Origin of the sequence: Rhodococcus sp. NPDC056743 (assembly GCF_042790355.1) — a bacterium.
Lineage (GTDB): Bacteria > Actinomycetota > Actinomycetes > Mycobacteriales > Mycobacteriaceae > Rhodococcus_F.
The window spans coordinates 276203-290849 of the sequence record NZ_JBHTZI010000002.1; the positions used below are offsets into that span (position 1 = coordinate 276203).

Here is a 14647-nt window from a genome sequence, read left to right on the forward strand (position 1 = left end):
GTTTTTGTAGTGTAAGGTTGGTTTCACACCGACGCGGGGTGGAGCAGCTCGGTAGCTCGCTGGGCTCATAACCCAGAGGTCGCAGGTTCAAATCCTGTCCCCGCTACAAAGTGAAAGCCCGTAGGTTGCGCAAGCAGCCTACGGGCTTTTTGCTGTGCACAGCAAAAAATTCAGGAACGCCCCACCCGACCCATCAGATAAAACTCCGGATTCGGCATCATCCCCGAGAAACTGGCCATCCTGTTGCTCAGGCCGAAGAACGCGGTAACAGCAGCAATGTCCCACGCGTCCTCGTCACCGAAGCCGTGCTTGCGCAGCGCCTCGAAATCCGCATCGCAGATCTCATGCGACGCGGAGTTGACCTTGATTGCGAAGTCGAGCATCGCCCGCTGACGATCGGAGATGTCGGCGCTTCGATAGTTCACTGCCACCTGATCGGCAACCAGCGGGTTCTTCTCGTAAATGCGCAGGATTGCACCGTGTGCGACCACGCAGTACGTACATTTGTTGGCTGCCGAGATCGTGGTGACGATCATTTCACGATCACCCTTGGTGAGCGCCGAGCCTTCCTTGAGCATGATCGCGTCGTGGTACTCGAAGAAGGCCCGAAACTCGGCCGGCCGACGCGCGAACATCAGGAAGACATTGGGTACAAACCCTGATTTTTCCTGAACAGCAAGGATTTTGGCAGCAATATCCTCGGGCACGTCGGCCAGTTCTACTTGCGAAAATCGGTCGGTCACGGTGCCTCCTGGGCTGTCAGCCAATGATCAATTTAAGATAATCACCATTAACTGAGTTGTCCAGGGGCTCCGACATGCATTGCACCCGGGTCTCCCAGTTCGCTGTGCAGGCCGTCCAAGAACATCCGCAACAACTCCGCGAGTTGTGCCTGCTGCGAAGCGGACAGCACCGAAACCAAGTCGGCCTCGCGACCGAGCACACGGTCGACCAACTGTTCCACCACCTCATGCCCGGCGGCCGTCAGCGACACGTCGACAACCCTTGATCCCGACTTGGCCGGCGATCGCTCCACGAAACCGGCCGCTTCCGCCCGGGCCAACCGTTGCGAGATTGCGCCTGCGGTCACCCCGGTCCGTTCGGTGATCTGGCGGGTCGTCAATCGGTACGGCTCCCCAGATCTCCGCAAAACGCTCAGCAGATCAAGTGTTGCCGTGTCCGCGCCCGCGGCGGCAAGGATTCGCCGTCGGTCCTCACCGAGGAGTTTTGCGCATGCCCACAGCCTGGTCACGATGCCGATCCCCTCGACCGGTGTTCCCGGACGCTCACGCAACCAGGCCAGGGCAATCGCGTCGACGTCGTCGTCAGGGTCCAAGTTGGCAATCACAGCACACCTCATTTAGATCTAAATGATACGTTCTTGTATAGACCTAAACGTAGCTCACTGGAGGTAGACATGACACGCACAGTTCTGGTCACGGGCGGCGGAACAGGCATCGGGCGCGCCGTAGCCACTGCGTTCGCGCAAGATGGCGACACAGTGTTCATCACCGGTCGGCGCGCCGGACCGCTCGAGCAGACAGCGAGCGAACTGGGCTCGAACGTTCACGCCGTAACCTGCGACAACTCCGACCCGAAAGATCTGAAGCGGCTCCAAGCCACGCTTCCTACCGACGTCGACGTCGTCGTGCATTGCGCGGGCGGCAATACGGACTTCGATCGAGAGGCACCGTCGGATCTCGATACCTTGGCCGCCGGCTGGCGAGCCAATCTCGAATCCAACCTGCTGTCGGCGGTTCTGACCACTGCCGCCGTCCGTGATCGCCTCACCTCCGGCGGCCGCGTCATCACCATCGGATCCATCGCCGCGGACAAAGGTGCGGGCGCCTATGGCGCCGCCAAAGCTGCTGTCGCAACCTGGAATATCGACCTGGCTGCCGAATTGGGTCCACTCGGAATCACCGCGAACGTCGTTTCTCCCGGCTACATCGCCGACACCGAATTCTTCCGCGACGTTCTCACCGACGCTCGACGCGACGCACTCGTCGAATCCACGAGCACCAAGCGCGCCGGAACTCCGGAAGACGTCGCCGCCGCAGTATTCTTCCTGGCCTCGGCAGGCGCCGGGCAGATCACCGGTCAGGTAGTCGCGGTTAACGGTGGCGAACGAACAAGTCGTTGATCTAACGCAAATGACGGTCGAAGAAGGAGTCTATTCTCTTCCAAGCATCTTCTGCCGCAACAGGATCAGGGCCCATTCCGAGGATTCGCTCCAGCGGACGCAGCACCTTGGGGCCGGCTTCGGCATCGTTGAGGAACGCGTGGCCGGCCGTCGGGTATTCCTTGATGTCGTGTTCGACGCCGGCCTTGTTCAGCGCGGTTTCCAGTTTCGGTGCCGCACCACGCAAGGTGACGTCCTTGCCGCCGAAGCTACCGACCAATGGGCATGAATCTGCCACTGCCGCATCAAGTTTTCGCGGTAGCTGCCCGTAGTTGACCGAAGCAACGTCAAAGCCTCCGGCACTGATCAGCGCAAATCCGCCACCCATACAAAATCCGATGACTCCGACCTTCCCGGTGCAATCCTCGGATTCCACCAACCAGTTTCGCGCGACCTCGATGTCGGCAAATGCCCGACCGTGTCCGCGGAGCATCGACGTCATGGTCGGTACGAGACAGCGCCTGGCCCCACCAGCGCTGTAGAGATCTACGGCCAACGTCAGAAAACCGGCACCAGCGAGACGCTGCGCTTGCCGACGCATCACGTCGTCGAGTCCGAAGGCCTCGTGAATCATCACCACACCCGGCCACGGGCCCGGTGTATCGGGAGTTTCGAGGATGCCGCGGAGCGGTTGGGATCCACCGACGACTGCGGCGCGGGCCGTCAGATCTATGTCCACCATGTCTTGATCGTAAGCGCGCAGCGCCCGACTACCGTGGGAAAGCAACCAAGTTACCCCACCTGAAGTGCATTTTCAGCATCCGGGAGTGCGTCATGCTGTGCGGCATGCGAGGATGGGGGAATCGAGATCGGGACTTCGATGTGAAACCCGGATCGATTTTGTAGGGAGTATTTGTATGGCACAGGGCATCGTGAAGTGGTTCAACGGCGAAAAGGGCTTTGGTTTCATTGCTCCCGACGACGGAACACCGGACGTGTTCGTTCACTACTCTGAGATCTCAGGCAACGGCTACAAGTCGCTCGACGAGAACCAGCGTGTGGAGTTCGAGGTTGGCCAGGGCCAGAAGGGCCCCCAGGCCACCAATGTGCGCGCTGTCTAGTCAGTGACACAAGAAGAGGGTCGTACCTGCAAAGGTACGGCCCTCTTCTGTTTCTCCTACTGCTCGTGATCGTCCGCACGAGCTTCGATAACAGCAGACACCGCGGCCTCGATGTTCGATTCCGCGGCAGCTTTATCGACTCCGAGAGTGCTGAGAACACCGGAACCGTCCTCGAGTTCCAGCAGCGCCAACAAAATGTGTTCAGTACCGATGTAGTTGTGCCCCAAGCGAAGTGCCTCACGGAAGGTCAGTTCGAGGACCTTCCGGGATTGAGCGTCGTACGGGATGAGTTGCGGCAACTCCTCCGATTCGGCGGCAGGCAAACTTGCAGTCACGGCCGCACGCACTGCCGCGACTTCAATCCCCTGCGCTGCGATTGCTTGCGGTCCTAGCGCTTCCGGTTCGGCCAGCAGCCCGAGAACAAGATGTTCGGGTCGAATCTCCACATTGCCGGCCGCTCGGGCTTCGTTCTGCGCGACCATGACCACATTCTTGGCTCGGACGGTGAACCGACTGAAGCCGTCTTCGGGAACCATCTGTTTCCCCTCACCAGGCGCCTTCGGCACAAAGCGCTTCTGGGCAGCCTGTTTGGAGACGCCCATACTCCGTCCGATGTCGGTCCACGACGCACCGGACCGCCGCGCCTGGTCGACAAAGTGGCCGATCAGGTGATCGGCGACTTCACCGAGATGATCAGCAGCAACCATTGCGTCGGACAATTGATCCAACGCATCGGTATGGACTTTCTTGATGCCGGCGATGAGGTCGTCGAGTCGGACTTGGTTTGTCATCTTTACTGGATCACTCATGCGTCAACCATAAGTTGACGATGGAAGGATCGTCAACCCCAGGTTGACGATCACCGATCCAGGAAGAACTCGCGCAACACCGGCACCATTGCATCGTCGGATACACCGTGCGCCTGGCCTGGAATCTCCAGCGTCTTTGCTCCCCGGATCTTCTTGCTGATTCGCGCCGCCGAAGATCGGCCCCACTGCCCGCTGTCGCCGCCAGACATGACCAAAGTGGGGACGGCAGCCGACGTCAGCCACTCGAGAGATTTACTGCCGTGGTTACAGATGGCGACGTCGTACGGCAAAGTGTGAGCGATGGTGCACATGCCAGGCCAGTCTGGACTCTGCTTCATCTCCTCGACCATCTGCGACGACGCACCGGTCAGTGCAAGGAAGCGGACCACCGCACCCTCCCTGTCCCCGGCAGAGACCAATCGCCACAGGTCACTCAGCGCAACTGTGTCCCACTCACCTTCGTCCATGTACGGCGCCTCGTAAACGGCGAGCTTTCTCATCGGAACGCCTTGCGATGCAGCTTCCAACGCCAGCGCGCCACCCGAAGAAAGCCCGTAGACCAGCGGCGTCTCCCCGGTAGCGGCCACAACAGCGCGCAAGTCCTCCACCTCGGCTTCGATGGAATAGGCATCGCCGTCGCCGCTGTCGCCGCGACCACGCCTGTCGTAGGAAAACACCGTGAAATCAGAGGCCAACTCCGCGGCCAGGGAGTCGAACCACTGCCGATCACAAAACGCTCCGGCGACAAGAACCACTGCTGGTCCAGCGCCGGAGCGTTCGTACGCGATGATTGTTCCGTCCACGGAACGCACTGTCGCCATGACCATCTCCTAGGGTTGGAGAACATCTCCTTCCCTGATTAGACCGCCGCAGCCGGTTCACCGCTTCGGTATCAGCTGATTTTGGCGTACAGAGCATCCCAACCTCGAGCAACGTACGAAATCGTGTAAATCGAACCGTAGAAAGTCGATCCACCGAGGTTGGTGACGTTACCTGCCTGCACTGCCGGCAGTCGCTGCCACAGCTTACTGGCCACCAGCGCCTGGTACGCCGCACTGTCTTCATCCTCAGTGATCATGAAACCGTCGACGCCGGCCAGTACGTCCAGTCCTTCGAGGCTGACGCCACCTTCCGGATCCAGACCTTCCGCGGTGACAGTCTTCCCGCCGATATCGCCGAGCGTCATGTCACTGGGCTTGTCGCCCTTCTCCGACGTGCGAATACTGGTGACGTACAGAGTGTTGGTGTCCGGCAGGAATGACACACTCGCAACCGTCTTCGACGCGATCTTCTCGGCGTGACGCAATTGAATATCCGCAATGAGGTTGTCGTAGTCGAGAATCAACTGATCGAGGGTCGCAGTTCGGCCGAGCCAGCCCGACAATCTCGTGAGGTTGGTTCGCCAGTCGTCGGTGAACTCGGTGGTGAGAACGGGTGCGATGGTCTGCATTTCACCAACCGGCCACCACTCACTTTCATAGTTCAGGCACACGATCAGATCGGGTTCGAGCGCAAGAATCTGCTCACGATTAGGGATTTCGGACAGGAAAGGCACCGATGCGTCGACGGGCACCCAGGGTGTCGCCTTGGCGTACGTATATCCGACCAGCGGAAGCTCCAGCGCCACAGCAGGTTCGAGATCGAGGCGAGAATCTATCGCAACGACTCGCTTCGGCTCGACGGGAATGTCGTACGTTCCGAGCGGAGTCGTCACCGAGCGCATTTCGTTTGCGGCGGCACTACTTCCACTCTCGCCGCACGCCGCGAGGAAAGCACCCAATCCGGCGATGCCTGCACCGATTCCGAATTGGCGTCGAGTCAGATTCGAGACGACGCGGTTATCGGTGTAACCCCGTGGGAGTAGCAGGGTAGATGAAGCGGGCATGTGCGCGGACCTTCCAGAAGAACGTGATCATCCGCCCTTCACAGGCGAATAAGGATGCCCTAATAGCGTACGTACCGCGCATCGTCGCGACCGGCCCAGAAGTGTTCCGTTCCGGCCACTGCTCTCAGTTCGCCCCCAGCACCTGCCCGGACCACTCGACCAACGGTGTCAATGCGCGCCACGCCTTGCGGACTTCCTTCAACGTCCGAGGACTGTCCAACCACGACGGACTTGGGTAGGTGCGTCCCGCAGTCAGTGACTTGTGCCGGAGCAACTCGATTCGCGGGTGGTCCACCGTGTATCCGCGAGGTGCCGTCTTGAGCTTGTCGCCACCGATCGCGAATCCGGCCTTCTCGACGGAGGCCAGGATCTTCTCGAGCTCTGCGCCCCGAACGTCGTCGTCGACAGCCGCTCGATAGCGCGCAATCGTCTCCGAACTGCTGGCGTAGAACCCGCCGGCCACCATCAACCCTGCCGCATCGATCTGCACGTAGTAGCCACAGCTCTCAGCGAGACCGACAAACGCACCCTGATGAGTCTTGTACGGAATCTTGTCCTTCGAGAATCGAACGTCACGATACGGCCGAAAGAGCTTGGCCGTTCCGAATTCATCTTCCAACTCCGCGGTCAACGACGCCATCGGACGACGAACCATCTCGTCGTACGTCTCCTTGTGCGCCGCCCACCAGGTTTTGCTGTTGTCGGCCTCGAGGTCTTCGTAGAAATCGAGTGCAGCAACGGGTATGCCAGTGAACGCAGCCATGACGTAAGCCTAGCTGCCTGTTGGACTTTGGACCGCTTGCCCTGCATCGATGCCCGGATCGAGTGCAATCCGTAGACTGCATGGGGATGATTTCCGAAATACAAGCATGGGAACTGACCGACACCAACCGAGACTGGCTGATCCACCGACCTGTCGAGATCGCGATCTACGTGGCGCTCGCGGTGGTGCTGCGCTTCGCGCTGCACCGCGGGATCGATCGAATGTCGAAGCCTCGCAAGTCTCCGAACGCCAGGGTGAACGAACGCAGATCGCAGCGAGCCCGGACCATCGGTTCGGTACTCAAATCGACGGTATCCATCGTGATCCTTGTCTGGTGTGTGCTGCAGATCCTCGGAATTCTCGGGATCAACGTCGCGCCGTTCATTGCATCGGCCGGAGTCATCGGTCTGGCCATCGGTTTCGGTGCGCAAAACCTGGTGCGTGACTTTCTCTCCGGAATCTTCATGTTGCTCGAGGACCAGTACGGCGTCGGTGACGTCGTGGACCTGGGTGATGCAGTGGGCACTGTCGAAACCGTCGGTCTGCGCGTCACCACGGTACGAGATGCAAACGGAACCTTGTGGTACTGCCGTAATGGCGAAATCCTGCGAGTCGGCAACATGAGTCAGGGTTACGCCACTGCGGTGCTCGATCTCCCGATCGCACACAACGCGAACGTGCACAAAGCGTGCGAGGTGGCGACGCGAGCTGTCCTCGAGGCAGCGGAGTCCGAACCGATCAGGGCGGACATGATCGAAAAGCCCGAGATGCTGGGAGTCAATTCGGTTACTGCAGAAGCAATTACCATTCGAGTGACAGCGCAGGTGAAGCCTGGACGCCAATGGGCGGTCCAGCGCGCGTTTGCCCGCTCGGCACTGACAGCGTTCGAGGAGCAGGGAATCGAGGCACCCTACCTGCCTGTTCTGCGATGATGGACGCATGACCGGAGCAGCGGAGTTGATGATCGAGATCCCCGCCGGCGAGGTGCATCTTCGGGACGACCGCAAGGGCACTGCGTGGACCTCGAGAGTCGAATCGTTCCGCCTCGCGCGTCATCTCACCACCAGCGCGCTGCTTCACGGTGATTCGTCGGCCGATTCGAGCAAACCCGCAGTCGACCTTTCTTGGAAAGATGTCATCGCAACCTGCAACACACTGTCAGTCGCGGACGGTCTGACGCCTGCGTATCAGGACGTCGACACCGATTCTCCGCAGTGGGACCAGGCGGCAACCGGCTACCGACTCGCCACCGAGGCCGAGTGGCAGTACGCATGCAAGGCCGGCACCTCCGGCTACCGCTACGGCGAGATCGACGAGATTGCCTGGTACAGCGATAATTCAGATGGTAGAGCGCATCCCGTCGGAACGAAGGCACCAAACAACTGGGGTCTCTACGACATGATCGGCAATGTCTGGGAATGGTGCTGGGATCTCTACGACCCTGAGGTTTACGGCACCTACCGGATCTTTCGCGGCGGCAGTTGGGCCGAAAGTGAGCGCGGTTGTGGCGCTACCGTAAGGCGGCGAAGCCATCCGACGTTTGCTATCGACGACCTGGGATTTCGCTTAGCTCAGACGATCTGAGGGCAGGCAGGCGAGCACCTCGAGCACGGCCTCGATCTCCTGGCGACTGCCAAGCCGAACTATCGGCAACGACGGCACATCGACCAGGACCGTGGCCATTCGCTCGGCATTGCGGCGGTCTGTTCTCCAGGCCCATCGAACGATGTGATCTCGCTCGAACAGCACGGTGTGCAGTGGCGGCTCTATGTTGCCGCTCCACAACACCTCTCGCCGCAGACGACGACGTACGGTTCGTGTAATCACCTGGCGCATCACCGTTCGCCGAGGCAGATCCAACCACAGCATCAGGTCGGCACGCTCGGCCAGAAGCCCACGCACCGCACCGTACTGCCACTCGGCCACCCAGGCCGGTTCACTGGAAAAGCGTCGTACTTCGGTTTCGAAACTCTCGAGTGGAGTCCAGTCGGGCCCGTGGAAAAGAGAGTCCATCTCGGTGTGTTCGATCTCGAGAAGCTGCCCGATTCGCCCGGCGAGAGTCGTCTTTCCGGCACCGGAGGTCCCCGCGACAAGGATCTTCTGCGGACGAATCGTCAGCGCGGTGGGGTCTACGAAAGGCACCGATTCACACTAGGGGCCTTACACTTCGCAGTCCACCCATTCGATGTAACCGGTGCCGTTGATCGACGCACCGTCGAAACTCCCCTGGTAGGTGTACGCGCCGACGTATCCCTTACCGTGACCGTAGCGCCACTCCGAGTCGATCTCCGCCTCGAACTCCACGACAGTCCTGCCGTAATCGCGTACCTGCCAACGCAGTACGCGCGGCACACGCATCTCACGACCCTGTGGATCGACATGCAATGCGTCGGCGTACTCGAGCACATCGAACTCGACGTCGTCGAAAACCCTTGCGCTACCGTCCACAGTTCGAACGTAGGCGAGCTTGCACGCCGTCACCCCTGACGCTCGAACATTGGTGAGCAACAGTTGATGCCGGTCGTCGAGTTGAACGATCTGATAGGTGAAGAAGTCGGCCGGGAGCTTCCACGACTCTGGAAGGGCGCGGCGAGTCAACGATTGCGGTGTCATGCACCGCGCGTATTCAACGGTACACGGAGCCGAAATACTCACCGGTCCATCCGGGCTCGAGATCGTCCCCGAACACTGCGCCAGGAGACTGACGTGGTCGTAGACCGGATTGCGTACGAACCACGACGCTTGATCTGTTGCCACTATCTCCAGATCCACGTCGAAAACGTCGTATCTCCCGTTGACACGGAAATTCGGATAGTTGTTCTCGATGATCAGATTGTCACCGAAGGCAATTCGCGAACCGTCTTCTTCGAAAGCGCACTCGTCGTCGGCGTCGTACGCCCGATAGAAGTAGTGCCCGGGCGCAGCGGTGGAACTCAGCACGGTTGCGGTGTTTCGCGCGTCGGGTGCAGCGAGATAGTCGTTGTCGAAGACCACCGTCCCGGTGGCGCCGATCAACGTCATGGTGTTGAGATAGCGAAAAGGCCCTGGCAACTCGGGAACGAAAATCCCGTAGTGCGTCCAGGCAAATTTTCGCGACGCAAGATGCGGGCGCATCATCTCCGGTCGATCGAACGGGCGTACCGATTCGGCCATCCGTTTGTCGATCAGCGGAAGAGCGCCGTCCAGCAATGCCCGAACCGCGGGTCGCCACCACCGCCGCGAGCGGGTGGTGGCGGCAGTGCGGAAACGATCAACAGTTTGTCCGGTCACGACCCCAAGTTAATGTAACCAACCGTAACAAACAAGTGTCGGAATTTCCTCGGTGACCTCACACCTTGAACACCCGCGCCCTGCGCCGGCGGCGAATAACATGTGAAGAATCCGCGCACCGGAACCGGTGGGGAGAGAGGGCGCAACAATGCAGCGTGAAGAGTCGTCGTTCACAGGAGTGTCCGGCACCAAGATCGTCTACGACGTGTGGACGCCGGACCGCGACCCCACCGGCATCCTTGTCCTGTGCCACGGACTCGGCGAACATGCTCGGCGCTACGACCATGTGGCTGCGAGACTGGGTGAACTCGGCCTGGTCGTATACGCGCCTGATCATCGCGGGCACGGACGTTCCGGCGGTAAGCGTGTTCACCTCAAGGAGTTCTCCGACTTCACCGATGACGTCAACACCCTGTTCGGTATCGCTACCGCCGCCTATCCCGGCAAGGACAAGTTCCTTCTGGGGCACAGCATGGGCGGCGCGATCGCGCTCTCGTACGCCCTCGATCATCAGGCCGACCTCACAGCACTCGCGCTTTCCGGACCCGCTGTGATCATCGCAACCGGCACTCCGAAGATCGTGATGCAGGTAGGCAAGTTCCTGGGCAAATACCTCCCCGATGTGCCCGTCGAGAACCTGGAAGCTGCTGCAGTATCGCGCGATCAGAAGGTCGTCGACAAGTACAACGCCGACCCGTTGGTGCACCACGGCAAGGTTCCCGCCGGTATTGCGCGCGGAATGATCACCGCTGCGGAAAGCTTCCCGGCGCGCCTCCCCTCACTCACCATTCCGGTTCTGCTGCAGCATGGTTCGGCAGATCGATTGACCGACCCGGCCGGCAGCAAGCTGGTTGCGGACCTCGCCGGCTCCCCGGATGTGACACTGAAGGTCTATGACGGCTTGTATCACGAAATCTTCAACGAGCCTGAGCAGGAAGAAGTTCTCAACGATCTTGTCGAGTGGTTGCGTCCTCGCGTCACTGGAGCGTAGTTCGATGGCAGCGTGCGGGATCCTCTTGGCCGCAGGCGGAGGATCCCGCATGGGCACACCCAAGGCTTTGAAGTTCGACGCCGACGGTCGATCATGGCTACGCCGCGGTGTGTCCACTCTCCGCGATGCGGGCTGCTCCCCGGTGATCGTGGTGCTCGGAGCACAAGCAGCCGACGCCGCAGCACTGCTGCCGCCTGATTCCGCGGATATCCTTGTGGTGGAATCGGACTGGCAGAAGGGTATGAGTGAATCACTTCGCGCGGGCCTGGCGGCGGCACAAAACGTCGATGCCCCAGCCGCCGTCATCACTCTTGTCGATCTACCCGACCTCGACGTCGAGACAATATCTCGAGCGATCGGTCCGACGCCTGTTCCGTCAGATACCCTGCGGCGCGCCGTATTTCACGGCACCCCAGGACATCCTGTCATCATCGGCCGCGATCACTGGCCGGCACTGATCGCTTCCCTGGCCGGCGACAGCGGCGCCAACGGCTATCTGCGCGCGCACCACGCCGATCAAGTGGAGTGCTCGGATCTGAGCACCGGCCGAGACGTCGACTACCCGCAGGCCTGAATCATGCGCTGATCTGGCGCTTCGACGCCAAGGTCCGTTCCAGGAACACGATACTCAGATCAACGATCGTGCGCCCTTCGCGCAGCGCCTTTCCGATTACCGGGAAGGCGTGGATCTGCCCACTCCAGATGTGGGTTTCGACGGTTTGCTGTGCCTTGATGAAGTTTTCGGTCATTATCTCGACGTCCGGGCGCATCAGTTCGTACTCGGCGCACACCAGGAACGAGGGCGCAAGCAACTTGGGGTCGGCATTGATCGGAGACTGCTCACCGACAATGTTGTCCGGCCCGTTCAACCAACGGTCCTTCAGTTTCTCGACCTGTGACATCGGCAGGTACGCATCGCGTTTCATGAAATCGGGATCGTGCTCCTCGAGGTCGACGTTGAGGAGCGGCGAATAGCCGATAACGGCGGCCGGGCGCGTGATTCCTCGCAGCGCGGCTATCTCGGCGACTTTCATTGCCAGATAGCCGCCTGCCGAATCACCGGCAACCACAATCTTGTTCGGATCTTCCGCGGTCTCCAACAATGCCGTGTATGCGGCCATCGCATCGACCACAGACGTGCCGATCGATCCTTCCGGCAACTGCCGGTACCGAACGGAGATCACCGGGACACCGGCTTTGGCGGACAGCAGGCCACACAGTGCTCGGTGGGTGGCAAGTCCGCAGAAGATGAATCCACCGCCGTGGAAGTAGAGAATGGTGGCTCCCGCGAGCGCACCGGTAGCGCGGCGCGGGTGCGTCACCTTCTCACAGGGAACCCCGCCCATCGTCAGCGGTTCGATGTCGAGATTCTTGGGCTTGGGGAGGCGATCGGCAAGCGCGTCGAGCTTTTCGAGTTGCCGGATCCCGCGGTCGCTGGTCGGCCAGTAGGTGAATGCGGGCTTCACAAATGTCCTGGTGACAGCAAAGATGAACCGTGCGCGCGGGCTCACGTTCCAATGCCATACCGTCGAATCTCGCGTCCGCATAGCGTCCTCCCAGGTCAAGATATTTTGTGTATCAGAGTTACACATACCTCGACTGAACGATAACCGACGGCAATTCCGCAGAACAGGCTGGCGCCCGAAACTCAGTAGCCGATCTCTTCGAGCTGCCGCAGAATGTCCTCCACTATCTCGACTGGACTGCCACCGACGTCGATGATGATCGCTTGTTCGTCCGAGTCGATCGGCTCGAGCGTGGAGATCTGCGAGTCCAGCAGTGATGGCGGCATGTAGTGATCGAGGCGCGCAGTGAGCCGCTGGCCGATCTGAGCGCGTGAACCGGCGAGGTGAACGAACACCACGTTCTCGCCCCGCAGAATGTCGCGATAGCTGCGCTTGAGAGCCGAGCACGTGACAATGCCTGGTCGTCCGGCATCGGTGTGCTGCGTGATCCACTGTGCGATCTTGGCCAACCACGGCCAGCGGTCGTCGTCGTTCAACGGATGACCGGTTGCCATCTTCTCGATATTGGCCTGTGGGTGAAGATCGTCGCCCTCCTGGAGATCCCAGCCCATCGCGCCGGCGATCATTCCGCCGACAGTCGATTTCCCGGAGCCCGAGACACCCATCACGACAAGCACGGGGTTCTTCTGTGCTGCTTTTTCAGTCATGTCCAGCCCCTAGATAAATGCGCTCAGGACAAGGACACCGGCAAGTCCGGACACCGAGATGATGCACTCCATCACCGTCCACGTCTTGAGGTTCTGCACAACGGTGACGCCGAGATATTCCTTGACCAACCAGAATCCTGCGTCGTTGACGTGTGAAAGGAAGAGCGAACCCGCGCCGATTGCCAGCACCATCAACGAAACGTGAGTGGATGAAAGCTCGGCGGCAACGGGAGCCAGGATTCCGGACGCCGTGACCGTCGCCACCGTTGCCGAACCTGTTGCGACACGGATCAATACAGCGACCAGCCAGGCCAGGAAGAGCACCGGCAAGCTGCTGCCCTTGATCGCGTCGGCAATCACGTCGGCGATACCGGTGTCGATAAGCACCTGCTTGAATCCGCCACCGGCACCGACGATCAGCAGGATGCCGGCAATAGGCGGCAGTGAACTCTCGAGCGACTTCGAAATGGCCTTGCGATCCATTCCGCCGCCGCGCCCGAGCAGCACCATGCCGACCAGAACCGCGAGTCCCAAAGCAACCACCGGGGTTCCGAGGAAGTCGAGTATCGATTTGGGGAGCGATTCGGAATCAGGGGCAATGACCTCAGCCAAAGCCTTACCGAGCATGAGCACCACGGGAAGCATGATCGATGCAAGAGTGGCCGCAAAGCTGGGGCGCTGCGCCTTCTCCTCTTCGCCCCGATCCTCGCCTGTGACAAAGAGATCGGGAACTTTGACGTCGACCCAGCGGGCCGCGATCTTGCCGAAGACCGGGCCGGCCAAGATCACCGTCGGGATGGCAACGAGTACACCAAGTGCCAAGGTCAGACCGAGGTTGGCGTTCAACGCGGAAACGGCTACCAGCGGACCGGGGTGCGGCGGAACCAGACCGTGCATCGCGGAGAGGCCCGCGAGGGTGGGAATCGCGATACGAATCAAGGACTGCCCGGACCGACGAGCCACCAGAATGATGACGGGCATCAGCAGGACGAGGCCGATCTCGAAGAACATCGGCAGACCGATGACGGCGCCCACCAGAGCCATCGTCCACGGCAACGCCCGGTCACTGGATCGGCTGACGAGGGTGTCCACGACGCGATCAGCACCGCCGGAGTCGGCCAGCAGTTTGCCGAACATGGCACCGAAACCGATAAGGATGCCGACGCCGCCCATCGTCGAGCCGAACCCTGTTGCGAAGGCCGCAACGGACTCGGCCGAACCGAGCCCGGCAGCCAGTCCGACACCCACGGCTCCGATCGACAGAGCAAGGAAGGGGTGCAGATCGAGCCAGGTGATGAGCGCGATGATCACGGCGACGCCCGCGACGGCGGCGATGATCAGTCGAGCATCGCTTCCAGCTGGGACGACCTCGGCCGCCAACAGTGCTGTGGTGTGCATAGGGACTCCAGTCCAACGAGTGATGGAGGTCACTGTTCCTTAATTAACCTACAATTTCAAGACTCGACACTAATTTGTAGTATTTATCGGACTTTCATCGGGCTTAATCCATACA

18 protein-coding genes and 1 tRNA gene are annotated in these 14647 nt (G+C 60.4%); 7 read left to right on the forward strand and 12 right to left on the reverse strand.

The window, feature by feature from the left end; genetic code table 11:
- The first annotated feature begins 32 nt into the window (after window positions 1-32).
- A tRNA-Met gene (locus ACFRFQ_RS05770) sits at window positions 33-106 on the forward strand.
- Window positions 107-170: 64 nt separating this feature from the next.
- On the opposite strand, the gene ACFRFQ_RS05775 is transcribed toward ACFRFQ_RS05770, so the two are convergent.
- Window positions 171-743 carry a peroxidase-related enzyme gene (locus ACFRFQ_RS05775; protein ID WP_378654237.1) on the reverse strand — a complete coding sequence of 191 codons (573 nt, stop codon included), beginning with the start codon at window positions 741-743 and terminating at the stop codon, window positions 171-173.
- Window positions 744-790: 47 nt separating this feature from the next.
- A complete protein-coding gene (locus ACFRFQ_RS05780; RefSeq protein WP_378654240.1) occupies window positions 791-1348 on the reverse strand; it encodes a MarR family winged helix-turn-helix transcriptional regulator in 558 nt (185 codons plus the stop codon).
- A 69-nt stretch (window positions 1349-1417) separates the two neighbouring features.
- Between ACFRFQ_RS05780 and ACFRFQ_RS05785 the strand changes: the two genes are divergently transcribed.
- Window positions 1418-2143: an SDR family NAD(P)-dependent oxidoreductase gene (locus tag ACFRFQ_RS05785; protein ID WP_378654243.1), complete on the forward strand. Its 726-nt coding sequence runs from the start codon at window positions 1418-1420 to the stop codon at window positions 2141-2143.
- 1 nt (window position 2144) lies between these two features.
- Here the strand turns inward: ACFRFQ_RS05785 and ACFRFQ_RS05790 are convergent, their stop codons facing one another.
- The gene (locus ACFRFQ_RS05790) at window positions 2145-2864 is read right to left on the reverse strand and encodes a dienelactone hydrolase family protein (protein WP_378654246.1); all 720 of its coding nucleotides are present in this window, start codon (window positions 2862-2864) and stop codon (window positions 2145-2147) included.
- Between the two features lie 175 nt (window positions 2865-3039).
- Here ACFRFQ_RS05790 and ACFRFQ_RS05795 point away from each other — a divergent pair, with 175 nt between their 5' ends.
- The gene (locus ACFRFQ_RS05795) at window positions 3040-3243 is read left to right on the forward strand and encodes a cold-shock protein (protein WP_003939930.1); all 204 of its coding nucleotides are present in this window, start codon (window positions 3040-3042) and stop codon (window positions 3241-3243) included.
- 56 nt (window positions 3244-3299) lie between these two features.
- Here the strand turns inward: ACFRFQ_RS05795 and ACFRFQ_RS05800 are convergent, their stop codons facing one another.
- From ACFRFQ_RS05800 to ACFRFQ_RS05815, 4 genes are all read right to left on the reverse strand, one after another.
- The gene (locus tag ACFRFQ_RS05800; protein ID WP_378654249.1) at window positions 3300-4052 is read right to left on the reverse strand and encodes a Clp protease N-terminal domain-containing protein; all 753 of its coding nucleotides are present in this window, start codon (window positions 4050-4052) and stop codon (window positions 3300-3302) included.
- 50 nt (window positions 4053-4102) lie between these two features.
- Complete coding sequence (locus ACFRFQ_RS05805; RefSeq protein WP_378654252.1) at window positions 4103-4873, reverse strand: alpha/beta fold hydrolase; 771 nt, start codon at window positions 4871-4873, stop codon at window positions 4103-4105.
- 71 nt (window positions 4874-4944) lie between these two features.
- Window positions 4945-5937: an ABC transporter substrate-binding protein gene (locus ACFRFQ_RS05810; protein ID WP_378654255.1), complete on the reverse strand. Its 993-nt coding sequence runs from the start codon at window positions 5935-5937 to the stop codon at window positions 4945-4947.
- Between the two features lie 124 nt (window positions 5938-6061).
- Window positions 6062-6700, reverse strand: a complete 639-nt coding sequence (locus tag ACFRFQ_RS05815; protein ID WP_378654257.1) for a DUF2461 domain-containing protein — start codon at window positions 6698-6700, stop codon at window positions 6062-6064.
- 86 nt (window positions 6701-6786) lie between these two features.
- Between ACFRFQ_RS05815 and ACFRFQ_RS05820 the strand changes: the two genes are divergently transcribed.
- Complete coding sequence (locus ACFRFQ_RS05820; RefSeq protein WP_378654260.1) at window positions 6787-7632, forward strand: mechanosensitive ion channel family protein; 846 nt, start codon at window positions 6787-6789, stop codon at window positions 7630-7632.
- 7 nt (window positions 7633-7639) lie between these two features.
- The gene (locus ACFRFQ_RS05825) at window positions 7640-8284 is read left to right on the forward strand and encodes a formylglycine-generating enzyme family protein (RefSeq protein WP_378654262.1); all 645 of its coding nucleotides are present in this window, start codon (window positions 7640-7642) and stop codon (window positions 8282-8284) included.
- On the opposite strand, the gene ACFRFQ_RS05830 is transcribed toward ACFRFQ_RS05825, so the two are convergent.
- On the reverse strand, window positions 8267-8842 hold the full coding sequence (locus ACFRFQ_RS05830; RefSeq protein WP_378654264.1) for an AAA family ATPase: 576 nt from the start codon (window positions 8840-8842) through the stop codon (window positions 8267-8269). The two genes, ACFRFQ_RS05825 and ACFRFQ_RS05830, sit on opposite strands and share 18 nt — an antisense overlap.
- A gap of 18 nt (window positions 8843-8860) precedes the next feature.
- Complete coding sequence (locus ACFRFQ_RS05835) at window positions 8861-9970, reverse strand: DUF6670 family protein (RefSeq protein WP_378654267.1); 1110 nt, start codon at window positions 9968-9970, stop codon at window positions 8861-8863.
- A 148-nt stretch (window positions 9971-10118) separates the two neighbouring features.
- Between ACFRFQ_RS05835 and ACFRFQ_RS05840 the strand changes: the two genes are divergently transcribed.
- Together ACFRFQ_RS05840 and ACFRFQ_RS05845 are read left to right on the forward strand one after the other, a co-directional pair.
- Window positions 10119-10961 carry an alpha/beta hydrolase gene (locus ACFRFQ_RS05840; RefSeq protein ID WP_378654269.1) on the forward strand — a complete coding sequence of 281 codons (843 nt, stop codon included), beginning with the start codon at window positions 10119-10121 and terminating at the stop codon, window positions 10959-10961.
- Window positions 10962-10965: 4 nt separating this feature from the next.
- A complete protein-coding gene (locus ACFRFQ_RS05845) occupies window positions 10966-11535 on the forward strand; it encodes an NTP transferase domain-containing protein (RefSeq protein WP_378654271.1) in 570 nt (189 codons plus the stop codon).
- A gap of 1 nt (window position 11536) precedes the next feature.
- Here ACFRFQ_RS05845 and ACFRFQ_RS05850 read toward each other — a convergent pair whose 3' ends face one another.
- The 3 genes from ACFRFQ_RS05850 to ACFRFQ_RS05860 all read right to left on the reverse strand — a co-directional run bounded on the left by ACFRFQ_RS05850 (window position 11537) and on the right by ACFRFQ_RS05860 (window position 14532).
- Entirely contained in the window at window positions 11537-12508 is a 972-nt protein-coding gene (locus tag ACFRFQ_RS05850; protein ID WP_378654274.1) for an alpha/beta hydrolase, read from the reverse strand.
- Window positions 12509-12609: 101 nt separating this feature from the next.
- Window positions 12610-13134 carry a gluconokinase gene (locus ACFRFQ_RS05855; RefSeq protein ID WP_378654277.1) on the reverse strand — a complete coding sequence of 175 codons (525 nt, stop codon included), beginning with the start codon at window positions 13132-13134 and terminating at the stop codon, window positions 12610-12612.
- A 9-nt stretch (window positions 13135-13143) separates the two neighbouring features.
- On the reverse strand, window positions 13144-14532 hold the full coding sequence (locus tag ACFRFQ_RS05860) for a GntP family permease (protein ID WP_378654280.1): 1389 nt from the start codon (window positions 14530-14532) through the stop codon (window positions 13144-13146).
- Window positions 14533-14647: the final 115 nt, after the last annotated feature.